This is a genomic window from Arenibacter sp. ARW7G5Y1 (genome assembly GCF_003201775.1).
Taxonomy (GTDB): domain Bacteria; phylum Bacteroidota; class Bacteroidia; order Flavobacteriales; family Flavobacteriaceae; genus Arenibacter.
In genome coordinates this window covers 20762-42601 of the sequence record NZ_QJJZ01000027.1, presented here as the reverse complement: position 1 = coordinate 42601, position 21840 = coordinate 20762, and the positions used below count along the sequence as shown (strand labels likewise).

Genomic DNA, 21840 nt, shown 5'->3' with positions numbered 1-21840 from the left:
CTCTAAAATTACCTGATCAACAAGGCAAGTTCAAAATAATATCAGAAAAACCGAAAAATAAAAGGTCGCCTAATTAGTTTTTAGACGACCTCTTTTTTTTTAGTGAGACCCGTATTTCAAAAGCCGCAGGCGTATTGGAATGCGATAGTCGAACTAACCCCGCCATATCGGCGGGGTTTCTTATTTAATTACCCCGATCTTTGGATCGGGACCTTAAAGTGAGGGGCAGGGCTTGGCTTGGGATTTAATACCCTTTATTAGTTTAACTAATCTCGCTGCAATAGCGGAATATATATATAGATCATTCCCAAAAGTAGTGTGTGTGCACTAAATGAAAAGCCAGAACAATCCGTTTTACATTTGGTGTCTTGTTCATTTTTTGCATCGCCCAAAAAACGCTAGACTGATTTTTCTTTTCTTGAAATCTACGAACTTTTCACTGCCGCAGCGTCCAGGCCGCTTTCACTAAGGTAAAATGCTCTATGGACGCCTTCCTTCACCCAATGTGGAAACCCCTTGATTTGCTATGAAAATAAAAATAGGCCGAAAACCAAAACGAGAAGCTTGTCGTTGGTCCTCCTAATCCGCAGAATAGGGTTCAAAAGCTCCGAGATCCAGCTTTTTTGTTTTTGAAAAAAGCGCGGAGTTTTGAAACCGGTTTTTAGACAAGGTCTAAAAGATTCCTCGGAGAAGGTGTCTTTTCTTTTGTTTCGTTTTATTCATCGCTTGCTTATTATGTAATAAGGTATTCATGAACCTCCTGCGTCGGTTTCATTGGACAAGCAAAGAAAATGAAAGAAGATACAATTTATGAACCTCCTTCATCGGTTTCTATAAATATAAGCGGGTTCAACGGTTTTTAAAGGAATTCATGAAATCTGCTTTTAGCCTAATGATAATCCTGAATCTATTTAGTTGCCAAGACTTTAGATGTGCAAAAAAAATGGTTATGGACCAAAGCCTACAATAAACAATAAGTGATAATGGCAATAACTAACATAAACACAACAATTAGTCTTGATCCATTATCACTTCAGCCTAAAGTGGGTCCTACATCTAGCAGCTTGCTTCAATACTAAGTATAACCTTATAATTCATTGCTTGCGCGCTTGGTGGTTTTTAACTTATGGACTTCAAGTATTATTCCAAGGTACCAACCATATCCTCTGGTTTTACCCACTCATCATACTCTGCAGCGGTAACGTAACCCAAATTAATGGCCTCCTCCTTTAATGTGGTACCATTTTTATGCGCCGTATTGGCAATTTCAGCAGCCTTGTAATAACCAATTTTAGTGTTTAGGGCCGTAACCAACATTAAGGAGTTGTTTAAAAGCTGCTTAATAACATCGTGATTGGGCATTATACCTACGGCACAGTTCTCGTCGAAACTAACACAGGCATCCCCAAGCAATTGGGCTGATTGTAATATGTTCGCGGCCATCATAGGTTTAAAAACATTGAGCTCGTAATGCCCTTGGGTTCCACCTACGCCAATAGCAACATCGTTCCCCATCACCTGGGCACATACCATGGTTAAAGCCTCACATTGTGTAGGGTTCACTTTACCAGGCATAATGGAGCTCCCCGGTTCATTTGCGGGAATAATAATTTCACCTATCCCGGATCTTGGCCCTGAGGCCATCATTCTAATATCATTGGCTATCTTATTTAGGCTAACCGCCAATTGTTTTAAGGCACCATGGGTTTCCACTATGGCATCATGCGCGGCCAAGGCCTCAAACTTGTTTTCTGCAGTTCTAAATGGCAATCCAGTAAATTTGGCAATATATTGTGAAACCAAAATATCATACCCTTTGGGAGTATTTAAACCTGTTCCCACGGCAGTGCCACCAAGGGCCAATTCACTCAAATGATCCAAGGTATTGTTCAATGCTTTTAATCCGTGGTCCAATTGGGAAACATACCCAGAGATTTCCTGGCCCAGGGTCAGGGGAGTGGCATCCATTAAATGCGTTCGTCCTATTTTTACCACCTTGGCAAATTCTTTGGATTTTTTGTCCAATGTATTCCTTAGTTGCGTAATACCCGGTATGGTGACTTCAACAATCTTTTTATAGGCTGCAATGTGCATTCCGGTAGGAAAAGTATCGTTGGAAGACTGGGATTTATTTACATCGTCATTGGGTTGTATGGTTTTTTCTCCTTCCCCTATTGTTTTTCCGGCCAATTCATGGGCCCTATTGGCAATAACCTCGTTAACGTTCATGTTACTTTGGGTTCCCGAGCCAGTTTGCCATATCACCAATGGAAATTGATCATCGTGCCTACCCTCTAAAATTTCATCACATACTTGGGCAATACGATCTCTCTTTTCTTCGGAAAGTACACCTAGTTCAAAATTGGCATAGGCCGCTGCCTTTTTTAGATAGGCAAATCCATAAACTATATCCAAAGGCATTGATGCTGCTGGACCAATTTTAAAATTATTTCTCGAGCGTTCGGTTTGGGCTCCCCAATATTTGTTGGACGGCACTTTAACCTCGCCCATGGTGTCCTTTTCTATACGGTATTCCATAATCTAAAATGAGTTTATTGATAATTACAAATTTACATTTATCTCGTTAGTAATAAAATTTACGAATAGGGGTGGAAGGTACTTTCCTTCTCATAAAAATTTTTCCTTAAGTTCGGGACTTGGAATCATACAGGCCTCCTTTTTACCGTACCATTTATAGCGGTTTTTAGCAATGAAGTCGTACACCCAATTCCTGATTTTTTCGGGTATCCATTCGAATACGCTGGCCAACTGCCACACACCTCCAAAAGATTGGGCAATCTTAAGGGCCGCGGTAGACTTGGTATAATAGGCCACTCCTGGTTCTATAAGGATTATGGAATCTACTAGGGAAGCATCTATTCCCCGCTCTGCGACCAACTTCTTTCCAATTTCACTTTGTAGTGCTGCAAACCTATAGGCATCGCCCTTATCGTGTTCTATAACATATTGCACAGAATTATTACAGAGGTTGCATACCCCGTCAAAGAGAATTATTTTCTTGTTCTGATTCATTTCCATAATGGTCCAACCACTTTTTACATTTTTCTTTCTACCAATTCCAATTGGTCAACCGCAACATTAGTGGTAAAAATACCATAGTTTACAATGGCCTTGTTCTTTTCCAAACTGTCTATGCTCCCCACCGCCTTTCCATCTATTAAACGCACACGGTCGCCTACTTTAAATACCGGTCGTGGCTTATTTTTTTCCTTTACTTCTGCTTTCTTTTTCTCAACTTTTTTCTTTTCACGAATAACCTCTACCTTTTTTATCACCTCCTGTTCTACCTTGGCCTTCCTTTCTTTTATTGCCTTTACTTCCTTTACCGTTTGTTTTTTGCGTTTACTATTCTCGGTTTCCACTATACGAATTAATTCTGAAACCAAATTGCGCTTCTTTTTATCCTGAAAATATTTTTCCGCGGCCGTATTTACCTTATTCCCCAAATAGATCATCCTTTGGTTATGATCGTACAATTCCTGATAGTTCTCCAATTTGGATTTGATCTTGGAGTTAAGATCTTCCAATTTTTGGGCTTCCGTTCTGGCCTTGGATTCTTCTTCTTGAAGTCTGGAGCCCGTTTTCTCCATTTTACTACGCTCTTTTTGAAGTTTTGCAATGGTTGCATCAAATCGGACCTTACCGCGCTCTATTTTCTTTTTGGCCTTGTTTATTAGGCTATAGGGAATGCCATTCTTTTGTGCTACTTCAAACGTAAAGGAGCTACCGGCCTGTCCCAATACCAATTGATAAGTGGGTTCCAACGATTTTCCATCAAAAAGCATATTGGCATTGGTAACATGGGGCAATTCATTGGCCAGTAATTTCAGATTGGCATAATGGGTAGTGATAACACCATAGGCACCTCTGTCATAAAATACTTCCAAGAAGGTCTCGGCCAGTGCACCTCCCAGTTCGGGGTCACTTCCGGTTCCAAATTCATCAATTAGAAATAGGGTTTTATCATTGCATTTGCGCAAGAAGTAATTCATGTTCTTCAGGCGATAGCTATAGGTGCTAAGATGGTTCTCAATGGACTGGTTGTCCCCTATATCGGTCAGTACATTGTCGAATAAACAAACTTTGGATCGCTCATGTACAGGAATCAATAAACCGCTCTGCAGCATTATCTGTAAAAGACCAATAGTCTTTAGCGTAATACTTTTACCTCCGGCATTTGGCCCAGAAATGACTATAATTCTGTTTTCGGGATGTAGGGCAATGGTTTGAGGGTATGTTTTTTCCTTTTTGTACTTATTGCTCAAAAACAACAAGGGATGGTAGGCATCCCTTAGATAAAGCTCCCTGCTCTCACTAATTTCCGGCAATAGGGCATCCATTTCCAAAGCGTACTTTGCCTTGGACGCCGTAATGTCCAAATGAACCAGAAAATCCTGATAAGCATATAATTCAGGGGCAAAGGGACGTATGCGGTTGGTTAGGTCGTTCAAAATTTTTTGTATCTCTTCCCGTTCTTCGAATTCTAGATTACCGAGTTCCCTACTGTACCTAAGGGTAGCCTCCGGTTCAATGTAGACAATACTTCCGGTTTTGGAGGTCCCCATAACGGCTCCCCTAACTTTTTTTCGATACATGCTCTTAACGGCAAGTACCCGTCTATTATCTACAACAGATTCCCTTATTTCGTCCAAAAGTTCAGAGGCCTGATAGGTATTGAGCGCCGAAGCAAAGCTTTGATTTATTTTGCCCTTTACCACAACCATTTGGGACCGGATATTTTGAAGGTCGTTGGAAGCATTGTCCTTTATTTCCCCAAATTTATCAATGACAGCTTCAATATTGCGAGGAATTTCTGTGTTTAGTGTTATACCATCCGACACCACATAAAGAAGAGGATAGTACTCCTTAAATTTTATAAAGAACTTAATATGGGTAGCTACTGTTGTGCAAATGGAACCAATTTTCTTGAACCCGCCTACTTCCAAGGTAGTATTCTCAATTTTCAGGAGTTTCAATTCCGGGTCAATGGCATCAAAATTATGACCGGGAATCCTATTGTCATTGGAATAGGAGGCCAAGTACTCGGAGGTTTGGCCCAAAACGTTCAAAAGATCGGTTTTGTCTGATAATGGCTGTAAACCAACTACCTGTTCCTTGCCAAGTTCTGTGGTGCATCGAGCAGCCAATTGTAGTAGGACGGTATTAAATTCGAGGTCTTGAAGCGTCTTTGGACTTATTTTATTCATTTATTCAATTTTCCTTTCCATAAGGATTTATAGCCTTCAAAGGTAAGGAATAGGTGCAATATGGAAAGACAGTAAGTGCATGTATTTCATACCCTGTCCCACCTTTTTTTTAGTCCAACGCTCCCTGATAACTCTTAAAAAGAGGAAGAAAGTGGGTTCACAGAACAATATTTTTGGCATAGTATATGTTTTATTGCTAGGCTATTACAACAGTATTATTTAATAACCAATTAAAACCACCACATGAAAAACCATAGATTAATACTCGGATATATAGGTATGGTCATTTTATTAATGTCCTGTAGTGCCACCAATAATTTAACCATGGGTGCCACGGAACCGGCCATAGTACACCTACCCAAAGAGATACAAAGAATAGGTATCATTAATAGAAGTTTGCCTTCCGAAGGCAATAAGCAAATTGACAAAATAGACCAAATATTGTCGGCAGAAGGACTAAATCTCGATAGAAAAGGGGCCGAAGTTGCCATTACCTCCTTATCGGATGCATTGGCCCGTACAGGAAGGTTTGAAGAAATAGTAATTTTGGATGGCGTAACGGAAATTAGAAAAGGACTGGATGTGTTTCCGGCCAGCTTATCCTGGGATAAAATAGAAAATATTTGTGAGGCCAATGGTGTGGACGCTATTTTTTCCTTGGCATTTTACGACACGGACACACAGGTTTCCTATAAACCATCCATGATGGAGCTTCCGAACAGTTTGGGGGTCAAAGTGTCCGTACCGGCACATGAAGTAACTCTTAATACGCTTATAAAAAATGGATGGCGCATCTACAACCCCCGAACCAAACAAATTGTGGACGAATTCGGCTATACAGATCACTTGGTGTCCTCTGGGAAGGGTATTAACCCGGTCAAGGCAATCGAAGCCGTGGCCCGCAGGAACGAGGCTGTTGAAGAGTTAAGTAGAAATATTGGCTATGCCTATGGAACTAGGCTATCTCCTTACAAACATAGGATCAGCAGGGACTACTATGTACGTGGAACGGACAATTTCGTGGTAGCCAAAAGAAGGGCGCAAACCGGGGATTGGCAAGGTGCTGCCCAACTTTGGGAAAAGGAATTGGACAATTCCAAATCGAAAATTGCCGGAAGGGCCTGTTACAATATGGCAATCATAAATGAGATCAACGGGGATTTGAATGCCGCCATGGATTGGGCTTCAAAATCGTATTCGGATTATGATAATAAGGATGCCTTGAGATATTTGAATATTCTTAAATATCGTTTATCACAAAATGAAGTCTTGGAACAGCAAGCATCCCGCTAAACTTTCATGCCTTTAACAAGGATTATTTCAATGGAGTACAGCAACAAAAAAGTCCGTTATCCCTAATATGGGAAACGGACTTTTCTGAATGTTAGGCGTAACCAAAGTTTCCGCTAAATCCTTATTAATGATTAAAAGGCAGTCTTAAAATGGCATTTTTTATGCGTCAATGGCAATCTAACCCAAATACCCATCGGATTTTGGGTTAAAAGGACAATATTTCCACTATAAAATGAGTTTTATAAAGGTTATGATTTTACGATTAATTTCTATTTGCCTACTATTAAATTCACGAAGCATGAACAAGTTCTGTACACAGTTATTCTTGTTGGGCCTAATCGTTTTAATTGTGGGCTGTGGCTCCACTAAGGAAATTGTAATTCATACTATGGAACCTTCACCTGTTCATATTTCGCAAAAAATTAGAAGGATAGGTATAGTCAACAGGAGTGAACTGCAAAAGGCAGAAGAGGATAAAACGGGTCTTAACAGAATGGTGGCCGCCGAAGAGCAATGGCTTTTGGAGCAGGGTAGGAATGCCGCCCTAACGGGATTGTTCAATGAGTTGTTAAAGGACAACCGTTTTGAGACTATAAAAATCCTGGATTCGGTACCCCAAGAAAATTTACGTTTTGAGATGGGAAACGATTCCATTTCTTGGACCTCTATTGAAAATATTTGTAATACCTACGATGTGGATGCTATTTTTTCAATGGCCTTTTTTGATACGGAAACCACAGTATCCTTAAAGAAAACATCGATGATGCAACCCAACCTCATGCGGGTGAAGGTAAAAGTACCGGCCCAAGAACTCACCTTGGAAACCCTTATTGCAAATGGATGGAAAATATACCATCCAAAATCCAAGGAAATAATCGATGAGATCGTTTTTAACGATCAGATCATATCCAAAGGCAAAGGCACCAATCCTATGGAAGCCTATAAAGCAATGGAGGGAAGAAAGGACACCCTTATGGAACAGAGCAAGATTACAGGTAGCAACTATGGTCAACGACTGCTACCGTTTAAAAACAGTGTTGAGAGATCATACTATGTACGCGGTACCATCAATTTTGAACAGGCTTCCGAATTGGTGGAAAGTGGAGACTGGAAGGGAGCAACACAACTTTGGGAAAAGGAATTAAATAATTCCAATTCAAAAATTGCCGGCCGTGCCTGTTACAATTTGGCGGTTATGAACGAAATTAAGGGCGACTTGACTTCGGCTATGGACTGGGCAACAAAATCCTTTAAAGACCACAACAACAAGGAGGCTATGGAATATTTGGATACACTTAATTATAGGTCTTTCCAAAATCAAATTTTGGAGCAACAGGTCTCAACAAGATAGTGGCACTGATCCATGAGTGCCACACCACAATCCTCTAGTGTAATTCCTTATTGTACAAAGCCATAAAAAGGCTTAGAAAGACTGCATGGTAACCAACTTTTTATAGACCCCGTCCTTTTCCATTAGTTGTGTGTGGGAACCTTGTTCCACAATCTCACCCTTTTGTAAAACCACTATGGTATTGGCATTTTGTATCGTGGAAAGTCTATGCGCTATCACGATGGAGGTTCTATTCTGCATCATTTTTTCCAGGGCATCCTGAACCAATCTTTCGCTTTCGGTATCCAGGGCAGAGGTAGCCTCGTCCAGAATCATAATGGGCGGATTTTTAAGAACGGCCCTGGCAATGGATAGCCTTTGCTTTTGTCCACCACTTAATTTATTTCCACTATCCCCAATATTGGTATCATACCCATGGGGAAGTTCACTAATAAAATCGTGGGCATTGGCTATTTTGGCAGCCTCGATTATTTCATCATCCGTGGCATTTTCTTTACCAAGTCCGATATTGTTTTTAACGGTGTCGTTGAACAAAATGGAATCTTGGGTAACGAGTCCCATTAAATTGCGAAGTGATTTTTTGCTAAAATCCCGAATATCGATACCGTCAATTTTTATCTCCCCATCATTCACATCATAAAAGCGGGTCATTAGGTTGGCAATAGTACTTTTTCCGCTTCCGGATTGGCCTACCAATGCCACGGTCTGACCTTTGGGAACCTTTAGGTTAAAATTCTTCAACACATACTCATCCTCGTACTTAAAGGAAACATCTTTAATATCTATTCCCTTATCGAATGTAGGTTTTACCACAGCCTCCTGCCTTTCAACAATTGGATTTTCCGTTTCCAAAATTTCCAATACCCGTTCCGCAGCAGCATTTCCTTTTTTTACACCGTAGGAAGCTTTACTAATAGCTTTTGCAGGGGTAAGAATTTGATATGCTAATCCCATATAAGTGATAAAAACACTTGCTTCCAATGATTTTTCAACCAATACCATACGTCCGCCATACCATAACAAAATCCCAATTACAGTTATGCCCAAAAATTCACTTGATGGTGAGGCTAAATTTTGTCTATTTAAAAGACTGTTGGAAAATCTATAAAATCTTGAAGTAGATTTCTGAAAAACAGAATTAAATCGCCCTTCAGCGTTAAACGCTTTTATAACTCTTAAACCACCTAGAGTTTCTTCAAGAATGGATAAAAAATAACCTTGCTCTTTTTGTACCTTATCGGACTTTCGTTTTAACGATTTCCCAATTAAAGAAATAAGAAATCCCGATAGAGGAAGAAAAATAAATACAAATAAAGTCAATTTGGGACTAAGGGCTACCATAGCGAGTATGGTAAAAATAATGGTAAGAGGCTCTCTTACAATTAGTTCTAAAACAGAAAGAAATGAATGCTGAATCTCTAATACATCGGAGGTAATTCTAGCAATAGTATCCCCTTTTCTTTTTTCAGAATAGAAACCAATTGGCAAGTCAATTGTTTTTGCGTAAAGAGCATTTCGCAAATCTTTTAAAACACCATTTCTAAGAAAAGTGATAAAATACATGGCTAGATAACCAAAAAAGTTTTTTAAGAAAAACATACCAATGACTAGACCGACCATTATCATAAGTAACTGCCCTTGGTCATCACCAAGCTTCTGCGTAACGTAATAGTTAAGATATGACTCCAAGTATTTCTGAGTATCCACAATACTAGTCCAATTGGGCTTTACCGTAACCGCCTTTGTTTGTTTAAACAGTACGGTTAACATTGGAAACAAGGAGAGCATTGCTAGAGTACTAAATAACGCATATAAAATGTTGGCAATTATATTTGAAAAAGCAAATTTTTTATAGGGTTTCGCAAAGCGAAGAATCTTTTTAAAATATTCCATTAACCTAAATTCAGTTCTTTAAGGATTCTTTCAATTTTAGCATCCAACTCGGCATCTACTTTCTTAAAATCGGCTGCATTCTTCAAAGCTGTATTGATGCTAAAATAAAACTTGATCTTAGGCTCGGTCCCGCTAGGTCTGGCCGCCATTTTTGTACCGTCTTCGGTAATATAGATCAATACGTTCGATTTTGGAATATCTATGGGGGTTACCTTGCCAGTCAGTACATTTTTAGAGGTGGCCGTATTGTAATCCTCCACGGTCACCACTTTGGAACCATCGATGGCTTCAACGGGATTATCCTTAAAATCGATCATCATCCGGTTTATTTCTTCCGCTCCCGACATGCCTTTTTTGGTCAAGGAAATCAATTTTTCCTTAAAGAACCCATAGTCCACATAGCAATCTATTAAATCCTTATAGAAGGAACTTCCATTGGCTTTGGCGTTCGCTCCAATTTCACATGCCAATAGGGTAGAGGTAACGGCATCCTTATCGCGTACAAAATCTCCTACCATAAAACCAAAACTTTCCTCACCACCGCCAATGAAAGGCTGGTCCGGGAAATCCTTGATCATTTTGGCTATCCATTTAAAACCTGTAAGGGCGGTCTTGCATTCCACTCCATAGCCCTTGGCAAGGGAATCCATCATAGGTGTAGAAACAATGGTGGACGCAATAAATTCCTTTCCTGTAATTCCTTTTTTCTTTCTTTGGTCCAACAAAAACTTGGTCATCATGATCATTGTCTGGTTGCCGTTCAATATCACCATTTCTCCTTCGAGGTTACGAACTGCCACTCCCAGACGGTCACTATCCGGATCGGTACCAATCACCATATCCGCACTTATTTCCTCCGCCCTTTTAATGGCCATGGACAGGGCCTCTGGTTCCTCGGGGTTGGGCGATACTACCGTGGGGAAATTACCATCCGGTTTTGCCTGTTCCTCAATAACGGTCACGTTCTTATACCCAGCCCTTTCAAGTACCTCGGGAATCACTGTAATGGAGGTGCCATGAAGGGAGGTAAACACTATTTTAAAATTGTCCTTGTCCTTGGCATTGAAGTTGCCATTTTTAACCGAAGCCTCAATAAAGGCTTCATCCACCTTTTTATCTATTAATTCTATTAAACTTTCGTCCGCATTGAATTTGATATCTTCAAAATCAAGGCTATTTATTTCGCTAACTATGGCGCCGTCCTGAGGCGGAACTATTTGTCCCCCATCGGTCCAGTAAACTTTGTATCCATTGTATTCCGGTGGGTTGTGCGAAGCGGTTAAAACAATTCCTGCATGGCAATTAAGGTATTTCACGGCAAACGATAATTCCGGGGTAGTCCTCAATTCCGAAAAAAGGAACACTTTAATTCCATTGGCAGCAAATACTTGGGCAACGGTCCTGGCCAAAGTGTCACTATTATGCCTACAGTCATAGGCTATGACCACTTTTACCTGTTCGTTATTGTATACTTGATTTAAGTAGTTGCTGAGGCCTTGCGTACTTTTCCCCAAGGTATATTTATTGATCCTATTGGTACCGGCACCCATTATTCCGCGCATGCCTCCAGTGCCAAATTCCAAATTCTTGTAAAAGCGGTCTTTTAATTCTTCTGTATTATTATCTATTAAATTTTGAATCTCGTTCTTAGTCTTGTCGTCAAAAAAATCGGTCAACCAATTTTTCGCATTTTTCAATATGGCATCCATAGTCATTTGGTATTATATGTTCTTAAAAATACAAAGAATTATCATTTATTTTTCGGTGAGATTTATTTCTTCGGTGATATTGTAACGGGTTTCATTCTTACGTGATCTCACCATTATTTCCCCTAAAAATCCTGCAAGGAAAAGTTGTGTTCCTATAATCATGGCTACCAGTGCTATATAGAATTGGGGGCGTTCTGTTATAAGCCGTCCCAAGGGGTTTATGAATAACTTATCCATTCCCAAATAAAGGGCAAAACCAAAACCTATGGTAAACATTAATACCCCTAAGGCTCCAAAAAGGTGCATGGGACGTTTCCCAAACTTGGAAACAAACCAGATCGTGATCAGATCCAAAAATCCATTGATAAACCGGTCCATTCCAAATTTGGTCTTCCCGTATTTTCTGGCCTGATGTTGTACTACCTTTTCATCAATTTTGTTAAATCCGGCGCTTTTGGCCAAAACAGGGATATAACGGTGCATCTCCCCAGAGACTTCAATGGTTTTTACAACCTCCTTTCTATACGCCTTAAGGCCACAATTAAAATCGTGCAACCTAACTCCCGAAGTTTTGCGGGCAGCCCAGTTAAATAACTTGGAGGGAAGGTTTTTGCTTATGATGGAGTCGAATCTTTTTTTCTTCCATCCGGAAATAAGATCAAATCCCCCTTCAACGATCATTTGATATAATTCTGGGATTTCCTCCGGGTTATCCTGTAGGTCTGCATCCATAGTGATCACCACATCGCCTTGGGCAGCCTTAAATCCGGCATGAAGGGCCTGCGATTTCCCAAAATTCCTCAGGAAACGTATTCCCTTAACGTTGGGATTGGAACGTCCCAATTGGGTTATGATGTCCCAAGAAGTGTCCGTACTTCCATCATCGATAAAAAGTATTTCATATAAAAAATGATTGGATTGCATTACGCGTACAATCCAATCATGCAGTTCTGTTAACGATTCTTCTTCGTTGAGTAAGGGAATTATAATAGATATATTCATTCGGTACTAATGGAAAATCTTTTCAAAAGTACAAATTACTGAATAGTTTCTTTCTTTTTTAAAATTAATGCTGGAATAAGTGATAATAAAAAACTTACGACGACACTATAAACCAACCCAAATACGATCTGCATTGAAGGTGTACTATATTTTTTAATCGTTTCCATTTGGGCCTCAATTTGATCAGGGGTCATTTTGCTACTTTCCGCAAGTAGCCCTTTTTGATACTCCATGGCCTTGTTCATCATTTCCGGATCAATAAGCCCGGCCAAAATCTGATTGAAGAGAATACCTATGATACCGGCTACCAGACCAATACCTACCCCTATCTTTAATCCTTCCCCAAAGGACATAAATCCGTTGTTGTCCTTTTTAAATTGCATCAATCCAATTACGATCATTGCTATGGTGATCAAGATACTGATACCCATGACCATAGACCCTCCCTGATAGTGCATATCCAACGAATATAACATAAGTATAAATACTACACTTACGGCACCTAGGATGAGTCCGTACGTTAAAGCGTATTTCCCTGTTTTTGGTTTGGTTTTTTCCATGTTGATTAAATTTTTAATGGTTTTTATAGTTAGTATTAAAGAGGGTAAATTTGTTACATTTAAAGATAGGTTATTTTTATTTTTCTTTTTTGAAGTTTTAAGTTGTTCTTTTCAGAAAAATATTTAAATTTGCACCTCGAAATTAAGCAGGAACAAACGTTTTTACAATGAAAAAAGATATACATCCAGGGAATTATAGATTGGTAGCCTTTAAGGACATGTCCAATGAAGAGGTTTTCATCACTAAATCCACAGCCGATACCAAAGAAACTTTAGATGTTGATGGAGTTGAATACCCATTGGTTAAATTGGAAATTTCAAGAACATCCCACCCATTCTATACCGGTAAGGCCAAATTTTTGGATACTGCAGGACGTATCGATAAATTTAAGAGCAAATACGATAAGTTCAAAAAATAATATTTTCTTTACAAAAGAGTTATTAAGTCACGCATATGCGTGACTTTTTTTGTTTTAATTTAGATGTATGAATTATATTCTTTTTGATGGTACGGTACGAAGGGCCCTTTTACCCTTTACTTTTACCAGACCGGTTGCCGATATTAGAATCGGGATTTTGACCATACGGGAAAAATGGGAAAAATATCTTGGCAATACCATCACAACAATAACCGAGGATTATCTTTCAGAAAGATTTCCTATGGTGGAAATGGAGGAGAACGTACTTATCAATGCCTCCTTCCTGCCCAATGCAGACCTAGTAAACCTGGTGATGAACTTAAAGGAAAAGGAAGCCGTGTTTTATGGGGAGGAAGTTATAGCCTTTTATACAACGGAGACTCAGGAAGAGGTAGATTTCTCGACCTATAAACATTTGGAATTTGAAGGTTCCATAATTAGAATTGAAAATACTTGGGATATCTTTTCTAAAAATGGAGAGGCCATGCAGGCAGATTTTGATCTGTTGACCAAAGGCAGAAAAAGTGCCCCTATTTCCAAAACCAATAGTTTGGTAAACCCCGGGAATATTTTTTTGGAGGAAGGCGCCAGTGTTGAATACAGTATATTAAACGCTTCCGAAGGACCTATTTACCTTGGCAAGAATTCCGAAGTATGGGAAGGTAATCTAATTAGGGGTGGTTTCGCTCTTTGCGAAAAGGCCGTAGTAAAAATGGGTGCCAGAATTTACGGCCCAACCACGGTTGGTCCTTATAGCAAGGTATGTGGTGAAATTAGCAATACCGTTATTTTGGGATACTCCAGTAAAGGACACGAAGGCTACCTAGGCAATTCGGTACTTGGGGAATGGTGCAACATAGGTGCCGATTCCAACAATTCCAATTTAAAAAATAATTACGCCAAGGTACGTCTATGGAATTACGATACCGAGAAGTTTCAACAGACCGGATTGCAATTTTGCGGACTAATGATGGGCGATCATAGCAAAACGGCCATAAATACAATGTTCAATACCGGAACGGTGATAGGTGTCAACTGTAATATTTATGTTCCTGGATTCCCCAGGAATTTTGTACCTAGTTTTAGCTGGGGAGGTGCCTCCGGATTTTCTACATACCAACCCCAAAAGGCTTATGAGGCCGCAAAGGTAATGATGGCGCGTAGGGGAGTGGAATTTAATGAAATGGATGCCAAGATTTTAAACCACGTTTTTGAGGAAACCAAGCGGTGGCGCAAGGATTAACTTCTCCAGAATAAAATTACCAAAGCCTTGGCCATATTCTATGGGTTCCCAAATATTGGTATATTTGCAAACGTTTTGGGTTAACATAATAGAATCCGAATTGGATTCCATCAAAGAGAAACAAGGATGAAAAAAAAAGTCGCTTTCTATACTTTGGGCTGCAAGCTCAATTTCTCAGAAACTTCAACCATAGCTAGGGATTTGGTAGAAGAAGGCTTTGAACGTGTCGATTTTTCCGAAAATGCGGATATGTATGTCATCAATACCTGTTCCGTTACGGAAAATGCTGACAAGCGATTTAAATCCATCGTTAAACAAGCACAGAAAAGCAACCCTAATGCCTTTGTTGCCGCCATAGGATGTTATGCACAGCTTAAACCAGAAGAGCTGGCAGCCGTAGACGGTGTTGATCTTGTTTTGGGGGCCACCGAAAAATTTAAAATTGCAGACTATGTCAACGATCTTTCCAAGAACGACTTTGGTGAAGTACATTCCTGTGAAATAGAAGAGGCCGACTTTTATGTAGGCAGTTATGCCATAGGTGATCGTACTAGGGCTTTTTTAAAGGTGCAGGACGGCTGTGATTATAAATGTACTTATTGCACTATTCCATTGGCAAGGGGCATTTCACGGAGTGATACCCTTCAGAATGTGCTAAAAAATGCCGCTGAAATCTCATCAAAGGGCATTAAGGAAATTGTGCTTACCGGAGTTAATATCGGCGATTATGGAAAAGGGGAATTTGGCAACAAAAAACATGAGCATACTTTTTTGGATCTGGTAAAGGCACTGGATAGGGTAGAGGGTATCCATCGCTTACGAATCTCCTCCATTGAACCCAATTTGTTAAAAAATGAAACCATAGATTTTGTGGCGCAAAGCAATTCCTTTGTGCCCCACTTCCATATCCCATTGCAAAGTGGCAGCGATGCCATTCTAAAATTGATGAGCAGAAGGTATTTGACCCATTTGTATGTAGACCGGGTTAAAAGAATAAGGGAAGTTATGCCACACGCCTGTATCGGGGTGGATGTGATAGTAGGTTTTCCTGGGGAAACCGAAGAACATTTTTTGGAAACCTATAATTTTCTCAATGCGCTGGATATTTCCTATTTACACGTTTTTACCTATTCTGAAAGGGATAACACCAAGGCTGTTGAATTACAGGGAATAGTGCCTAAGAAAGTCAGAAATAAAAGGAGTAAAATGTTAAGGGGACTTTCCGTTAAAAAACGAAGGGCCTTCTATGAGGGACAGCTGGGCAGTACCAGAACAGTTTTGTACGAAGCCGATAACAAGGAAGGCTATATACATGGTTTTACCGAAAATTACGTAAAGGTAAAAACACCATGGAACCCCAATCTAGTGAATACCCTACACGAAATAAGACTTACGGAAATTGATGATGATGGTATGGTAAGAGGCGTTGAAGTTGGCAGTATGATATCTGTCTAAGAATTCAAGTAAATGCCTTCTGCATCATAGCACACTATCTTCACAAGAACGAACAAAGCAGTACAAATAAAAAAACCTCCCGATTATGAGAGGTTTTTTGTTTTTCACTATATTCTTATCCCTACGGGTAACATTTCTTTGTATTGCCTGTTCTTTCTCAAGAAGCCGGCAATTTGAGGGCTGGTAGGCACCACTCTTAATTTTTGTTCCTGAATATGGCTCAAGACACTTTTAATGAATTCTTCTTTAAAACCCTCCTTTGTTATTTCTTCAGGAATAACAAGTTTTGTTAAAAAAACTTTGCGCTCTTGGGAAGAATACTCAATTTTGGCCAAGTGGCCGTCAACCCTGGCTTCAAATTGTCTCAAGAAACCATTGTCCTTAATTTCTACTTCATTCATATAGTTTGATTTTAAATAATGACTAATTTTGGATCATAACGTTCTCAAATTACAATCTAGGCTCATGAACTAAATAAACACATAAGTAGGGACGAAAAAGCCAAGAAAACAAAGTTAGTGAAAAAATAGTTATTATCCTATTAATATAGTATGCAGGAAAACCAAACGTTCCAAAATAAAAAACATGTTTATTTCATGCCGGGCATGGCGGCCAATCCATCCATTTTTGACAAAATAGACTTGCCTGGCGAGACTTTCGAAAAACATTTTTTGGATTGGACGGTTCCTGATAAGAATATTAGTCTGGAGGACTATGCCTTAAAAATGTCCCGCCTTGTTAAACATGATGATGCCGTTCTTATTGGCGTCTCATTTGGCGGCATTCTGGTACAGGAGATGGCAAAGCACATTAAAGTGGCAAAGGTCATTATTATTTCAAGTGTAAAAAGTAATTTGGAACTGCCCAAAAGAATGATTTTTGCCAAGTATACCAAAGTGCATAAACTCTTGCCAACCGGCTTGGTAAACAACATGGAATTATTGGCAAAATATGCATTTGGGGAAACCGTCCCAAAACGCTTGGCACTTTATGAGCAGTATTTGTCCGTCCGTGATAAATATTACCTTGACTGGTCTATAGATGCTATAGTTAATTGGAAACAAACCAAACACACGGAAAATATAGTTCATATACATGGTGAAAATGACCCAGTTTTCCCTATAGGTAAAATAAAAAACTGCATTAGGGTCAAAAATGGGACCCATACGATGATAATTCATCGATCAAAATGGTTTAATGAACACTTACCCACAATTATTTTGCAATAAGGCAGTTGTATTTAATATCTTTGAGGTAGAAATAGGTAAACGGCTTGGACCACCAAGGAATTGAACCTATCTACCCAATGTAGCAAGGAGTATTGGAAAGTTTAGAAATTTAAAATTAGAACATATGAAGGTTATAAAGAATATTTTAATGATTTTGGGCGTTTTTTTTGTAGGCAGCACCTTGATATTTGCAGTGCAAAACCAGTACAAGGAAACGGCCATGCTGGTCGAGGAGTCCCAGCCAAAAAAAAATGATGGGGAGGAAACGGGCTATCGGATAACGGCCATTGAGATACCGGATGATTTAAACTTTTCAGGAGAACCGGTCCCTTTTGACGATCCAGAAATAATGGAGCGGGTAGACCGTGAGTTTTTGGTGAATACCTATTGGCAATCCAACGCCCTCTTATTAATGAAAAGGGCCAACAAATTTTTCCCTATCATTGAGCCTATCTTGGCGAAAAATGGAATTCCTGACGATTTTAAATATTTGGCCTTGGCAGAAAGTGGGCTTCAAAACGTGGTTTCACCTGCAGGAGCCACAGGCTTTTGGCAGATAATGAGTGCCACAGGTAGGGAATACGGCCTGGAAATCAACAGCAATGTTGACGAAAGGTACCACATTGAAAAATCTACCGAAGTTGCCTGTAAATACCTTAAAAAGTCCAAGGAAAAATTTGGCAGTTGGACCTTGGCCGCTGCTGCATACAACGCCGGGGCGGGTGGCATCCAAAAATATATGGGGATACAGAAGGCCGACGGCTATTACGATCTCCTTTTGGGTGAAGAAACAGGTCGCTATGTATTTAGGATATTGGCCATTAAAGAAATACTATCCAATCCTGAGAAATACGGATTTCATCTTGAAAAAGAGGATATGTATACCGCTGTTCCAACCTTCAATGTTGAAATTGATGAACCAGTGCGCAATTTTGCCGATTTTGCAAATCAGTACGAGATCAACTACAAAATTTTAAAAAGACACAATCCCTGGTTGCGGGAGCCACATTTAAATAATTCTTCCAAGAAGAAATATACCATAGAAATCCCCATTAAAGGATACTACAAGATTTCCAAGTAATGGTTACTTTCCTAAAGGATAATATTTGGCCAGTACTTTTAGGAATTAATTATTTATTGGTCATTATTTTTTCGGTCTTGATCGTTCTTAAAAACAGGAATCCGGTCAAGACCTTGTCTTATATATTTGTTTTGGCAACATTACCTTTTATTGGGCTGCTGGTCTATTATTTTTTTGGGCAGGACTATAGAAAGGACAAGATTTTTGAAAAAAAATATGTCGAGGACAATGGCCGATTAAAAAAATGGCGCAACAGCTTTAGTCTCAATAATTCGGAACGGGAAGATTTAAAGGATTTTTTAGGTGAAGGTATTTATAAGATATACCGATTAATGAGGAATAACGAAAGGGCCGTTCTTACCTTTGACAATGAGGTTGATATCCTTATAAATGGAGAGGAAAAGTTTAAATATCTGAGACAAGATCTAGAAAAGGCAAAACACCACATCCATCTGGAATACTTTGTGCTATTCGACAAAGGTTTGGGAAGTGAAATTATTGAAATACTGTGTAAGAAGGCACAAGAAGGAATCATCGTAAGACTTATTTATGATGATGTTGGAAGTAGTATTTCGAAAGTATACAAAAAACAGCTTACGGATAGTGGCGTGAAGCATTTTCCATTTATGCCTGTTCTGTTCTCCAACTCTACCAGTAAACTCAATTATAGGGACCATAGAAAAATAGTGGTCATAGATGGTAATATTGGATATGTTGGAGGCATTAATTTGGATCAGAAATACGACAACACCTTTGATAATGAACGGTATTGGAGGGATACGCATTTACGCATTAGGGGAGGAGCCGTTGGTTCCCTACAGTCCTCATTTGTCCTTAGTTGGAATTTTGCGGCCAAGGATACTATGGAAATAGAGAAAATACTACTCCCTAAACAAAAATCCGAACCCCAAAAACCCGTAGCAATACAAATTGCGGCAAGTGGCCCTGACAGCGATTGGGCCAATATAATGGAAGCCATGTTTTGCGCCATCAACACTGCTCATGAAAGTATATTGATCACCACGCCTTATTTTATGCCCAATTCAGCTATTTTAACAGCATTGACCACAGCGGCGAGAAGTGGGGTGGAAGTAAAAATTATAGTGCCTTACGAATCGGATTCAGCGGTGGCCCAATATGCCACGGACTCCTATATTGAGGAATGTCTGCTTTCCGGCATCTCCATATATCGCTATAAGAAAGGGTTTATACATGCCAAGACCTTGGTTATAGATGATATGTTTTCCAGTGTAGGAACGGCCAATATGGATTACCGAAGCTTCTCCATGAATTTTGAAATAAACGCCCTATTATATAATACGGAGATTAATCAACAAATGCGAAAACAATTCCACTTAGACCTTCAGGACTGTGAAGAAGTTACCTTGGATCGCTGGGAAAACAGAAACATAATTAGAAGGTTAAAGGAATCCTTTAGCCGACTTTTTGCCCCACTACTGTAGAGGTCACTAACAGGGATAGAATGCCAAACCGGGTAACCGGAACCTAAGTTAGATTTTCTTCAATTGTTGCTGCATCATCTTGATCTGTTCCGCGAGCATATTCTGTTTGTCCAGTTTCTTGGCTTCATTCAATAGCATGGTTGCTTCCCTTTTTCTACGTTTTTGCATGGCAATACCAGCAAGGCTCAATTTGGCCATTGCCACATCGTAATCCATGTTTAAGCCAAATTTTAATGCTTTTTTAAAGTATTTTTCGGCCTGGGTAAGATTCGTCTGTGAGAAAATGATACCATTTAAATAATTATAGTAGCCATTTTGCTTTTTGGTAAGGGCAGTATCCGGATTTTTAATTTTATCGAGCCATTTTTTGGTACCCGCCAAATCTTGCTTGCGCATTTTAAGAAACGCCAACAGAATTATCTCATTTCTATAATAAAGGAATATAAAAATGGAGGAAAATAGTAATAGGGAAATTCCATTACCAATGTTACCTTCTACAAATTGATATACGGCATAAGCTATTATTAATGCAGCTATAACTAGTTTTAAATTTTTATTGAACATATTACTTATTAATTAATTCGTACGTAATTTTAGATTTAATAGTGGTCGGAATTTCTTGTCCGCCCATTTGTGTCATTGTGGATGTTCCCGTAGATAGACCTTCCACCAGCATATGAATGATAAAACCGGTATGGGCATCTACCATCACCGCTGTGGTCTGCGTGCCACTGAGTTTCATTATCGTATTGGCATCCGTTACATCCATCAACACCGTAGCCTTACCACTAATCGTAGCTTTATTGTCTACAATACTTTTAAGTGTCCACATATTGGTTGTCTTTAATTTACCATTATAGACATTCTCCCATTTATCGTTCACCTTAACCTTCTTGTCTGGATAAATAAAGGTCATCTGCTTATAACTGTTGGACAAGGCTTCAGACCCGAACTCATTTTCCAGGGATTTTTTCATCATATTGATAGAGAATTCATCTTCCAGGCCAGAAGCCCTTGCCATTTTGGAAACCAGACTATCACCACCTTGAACCTTCAATATATTTCCGGTCTTTGCCAAGACCATTTTCACCGGATTGTTCAATATGGTATTGAACACTTTGGATTGCATGTCCTCATCATTAACCTCTTTAGCCCGTACATTCATTAATTCCCCTTGTATGCTAGAGGTCATTTTTAAGTTCAAATCCTTAAATGTCAAGGCAACATCATAACCATTATCAACCTCTCCCAGCACCTTAAATTCCAATATACCATCAATGTGATTCGTGATTTCATGGGTTGCACCGTCCAATTCCTGGGTAATAATCTGCACGGCATCTTGCCTGACCTTAAAAACATCTCCCTTTTTTAAATGATATTGCAATGTGGTCTGTCCATAAACACCCATATTGCATAGGATGCAAACCATTAAAAAAATAAAGCGCTTCATGTTTAATTGTCATACTGGTTAAGCCGTTGCAAAAGTAGTAAAATCCAGTGGGCCTCATAGTGGGCAATCCTAAAAAAAATATTTTTTTAATTAGATTTGTCAATGCAAAAACTCTTTGTATATTTGCAGCCGGATTTTGCTGTCGATGAAGCAAAATTAAATATTGTCCAAAAGAAATTTAAGCATACTATAAAAAATACGCTACGATGAGCAAAAGAACATTTCAACCATCAAAAAGGAAGAGAAAAAACAAACATGGTTTTAGGGAACGTATGGCTTCTGCCAATGGTAGAAAAGTTCTAGCTAGAAGAAGAGCTAAAGGAAGAAAAAAACTATCTGTATCCTCGGAGCTGAAGCACAAAAAATAATGATAAAATTGTTTTTTTAAAATAACAAGGTGTTACTTTTTCCGAAGTAGCACCTTTTTTTTGTCCAATTCCCTTTTTTCATATATTTAAATAACT

19 protein-coding genes are annotated in these 21840 nt (G+C 39.2%); 9 read left to right on the top strand and 10 right to left on the bottom strand.

What is annotated here, in order from left to right; all coding sequences use genetic code 11:
- Positions 1 to 1140: 1140 nt before the first annotated feature.
- The 3 genes from fumC to C7972_RS22735 all read right to left on the bottom strand — a co-directional run bounded on the left by fumC (position 1141) and on the right by C7972_RS22735 (position 5228).
- A complete protein-coding gene (fumC, locus tag C7972_RS22745) occupies positions 1141 to 2538 on the bottom strand; it encodes a class II fumarate hydratase (protein WP_110358469.1) in 1398 nt (465 codons plus the stop codon).
- A gap of 90 nt (positions 2539 to 2628) precedes the next feature.
- Positions 2629 to 3039, bottom strand: coding sequence for a thiol-disulfide oxidoreductase DCC family protein (locus tag C7972_RS22740; RefSeq protein WP_110358468.1), 411 nt, complete (start codon positions 3037 to 3039; stop codon positions 2629 to 2631).
- Positions 3040 to 3056: 17 nt separating this feature from the next.
- Positions 3057 to 5228 carry a DNA mismatch repair protein MutS gene (locus C7972_RS22735; RefSeq protein ID WP_110358467.1) on the bottom strand — a complete coding sequence of 724 codons (2172 nt, stop codon included), beginning with the start codon at positions 5226 to 5228 and terminating at the stop codon, positions 3057 to 3059.
- Between the two features lie 243 nt (positions 5229 to 5471).
- Here C7972_RS22735 and C7972_RS22730 point away from each other — a divergent pair, with 243 nt between their 5' ends.
- Both C7972_RS22730 and C7972_RS22725 read left to right on the top strand, forming a co-directional pair.
- Positions 5472 to 6521, top strand: coding sequence for a DUF6340 family protein (locus C7972_RS22730; protein ID WP_110358466.1), 1050 nt, complete (start codon positions 5472 to 5474; stop codon positions 6519 to 6521).
- A 298-nt stretch (positions 6522 to 6819) separates the two neighbouring features.
- Positions 6820 to 7872, top strand: a complete 1053-nt coding sequence (locus tag C7972_RS22725; RefSeq protein WP_110358465.1) for a DUF6340 family protein — start codon at positions 6820 to 6822, stop codon at positions 7870 to 7872.
- Positions 7873 to 7944: 72 nt separating this feature from the next.
- Here the strand turns inward: C7972_RS22725 and C7972_RS22720 are convergent, their stop codons facing one another.
- Genes C7972_RS22720 through C7972_RS22705 form a run of 4 tightly spaced genes read right to left on the bottom strand, consistent with a single transcriptional unit; the run spans position 7945 to position 13036 of the window.
- Entirely contained in the window at positions 7945 to 9765 is a 1821-nt protein-coding gene (locus tag C7972_RS22720; protein WP_110358464.1) for an ABC transporter ATP-binding protein, read from the bottom strand.
- Positions 9765 to 11474 carry a phospho-sugar mutase gene (locus tag C7972_RS22715; protein ID WP_110358463.1) on the bottom strand — a complete coding sequence of 570 codons (1710 nt, stop codon included), beginning with the start codon at positions 11472 to 11474 and terminating at the stop codon, positions 9765 to 9767. The genes C7972_RS22720 and C7972_RS22715 overlap by 1 nt, the downstream gene beginning before the upstream one ends.
- A 45-nt stretch (positions 11475 to 11519) precedes the next feature.
- Positions 11520 to 12476 carry a glycosyltransferase family 2 protein gene (locus C7972_RS22710; RefSeq protein WP_110358462.1) on the bottom strand — a complete coding sequence of 319 codons (957 nt, stop codon included), beginning with the start codon at positions 12474 to 12476 and terminating at the stop codon, positions 11520 to 11522.
- 35 nt (positions 12477 to 12511) lie between these two features.
- The gene (locus C7972_RS22705) at positions 12512 to 13036 is read right to left on the bottom strand and encodes a DUF4199 domain-containing protein (RefSeq protein ID WP_110358461.1); all 525 of its coding nucleotides are present in this window, start codon (positions 13034 to 13036) and stop codon (positions 12512 to 12514) included.
- A gap of 167 nt (positions 13037 to 13203) precedes the next feature.
- On the opposite strand from C7972_RS22705, the gene C7972_RS22700 reads away from it, so the two are divergent.
- From C7972_RS22700 to mtaB, 3 genes are all read left to right on the top strand, one after another.
- Complete coding sequence (locus C7972_RS22700) at positions 13204 to 13455, top strand: type B 50S ribosomal protein L31 (RefSeq protein WP_110358460.1); 252 nt, start codon at positions 13204 to 13206, stop codon at positions 13453 to 13455.
- 67 nt (positions 13456 to 13522) lie between these two features.
- Entirely contained in the window at positions 13523 to 14698 is a 1176-nt protein-coding gene (locus C7972_RS22695; RefSeq protein WP_110358459.1) for a GlmU family protein, read from the top strand.
- A gap of 126 nt (positions 14699 to 14824) precedes the next feature.
- The gene (gene mtaB, locus C7972_RS22690) at positions 14825 to 16153 is read left to right on the top strand and encodes a tRNA (N(6)-L-threonylcarbamoyladenosine(37)-C(2))-methylthiotransferase MtaB (RefSeq protein WP_110358458.1); all 1329 of its coding nucleotides are present in this window, start codon (positions 14825 to 14827) and stop codon (positions 16151 to 16153) included.
- Between the two features lie 107 nt (positions 16154 to 16260).
- On the opposite strand, the gene C7972_RS22685 is transcribed toward mtaB, so the two are convergent.
- On the bottom strand, positions 16261 to 16554 hold the full coding sequence (locus tag C7972_RS22685) for a GNAT family N-acetyltransferase (RefSeq protein ID WP_110358457.1): 294 nt from the start codon (positions 16552 to 16554) through the stop codon (positions 16261 to 16263).
- Between the two features lie 150 nt (positions 16555 to 16704).
- Between C7972_RS22685 and C7972_RS22680 the strand changes: the two genes are divergently transcribed.
- The 3 genes from C7972_RS22680 to cls all read left to right on the top strand — a co-directional run bounded on the left by C7972_RS22680 (position 16705) and on the right by cls (position 19926).
- Entirely contained in the window at positions 16705 to 17382 is a 678-nt protein-coding gene (locus tag C7972_RS22680; RefSeq protein WP_110358456.1) for an alpha/beta fold hydrolase, read from the top strand.
- Between the two features lie 124 nt (positions 17383 to 17506).
- Complete coding sequence (locus C7972_RS22675) at positions 17507 to 18463, top strand: lytic transglycosylase domain-containing protein (protein WP_110358455.1); 957 nt, start codon at positions 17507 to 17509, stop codon at positions 18461 to 18463.
- Complete coding sequence (gene cls / locus C7972_RS22670; RefSeq protein WP_110358454.1) at positions 18463 to 19926, top strand: cardiolipin synthase; 1464 nt, start codon at positions 18463 to 18465, stop codon at positions 19924 to 19926. The genes C7972_RS22675 and cls overlap by 1 nt, the downstream gene beginning before the upstream one ends.
- A 48-nt stretch (positions 19927 to 19974) precedes the next feature.
- Here the strand turns inward: cls and C7972_RS22665 are convergent, their stop codons facing one another.
- Entirely contained in the window at positions 19975 to 20490 is a 516-nt protein-coding gene (locus tag C7972_RS22665) for a DUF2892 domain-containing protein (protein ID WP_110358453.1), read from the bottom strand.
- A gap of 1 nt (position 20491) precedes the next feature.
- Positions 20492 to 21376 (bottom strand): DUF6263 family protein, encoded by an 885-nt coding sequence (locus tag C7972_RS22660; protein WP_146216371.1) that lies wholly within the window; start codon positions 21374 to 21376, stop codon positions 20492 to 20494.
- A 206-nt stretch (positions 21377 to 21582) separates the two neighbouring features.
- On the opposite strand from C7972_RS22660, the gene rpmH reads away from it, so the two are divergent.
- Positions 21583 to 21744, top strand: coding sequence for a 50S ribosomal protein L34 (rpmH, locus tag C7972_RS22655; protein ID WP_103474923.1), 162 nt, complete (start codon positions 21583 to 21585; stop codon positions 21742 to 21744).
- Positions 21745 to 21840: the final 96 nt, after the last annotated feature.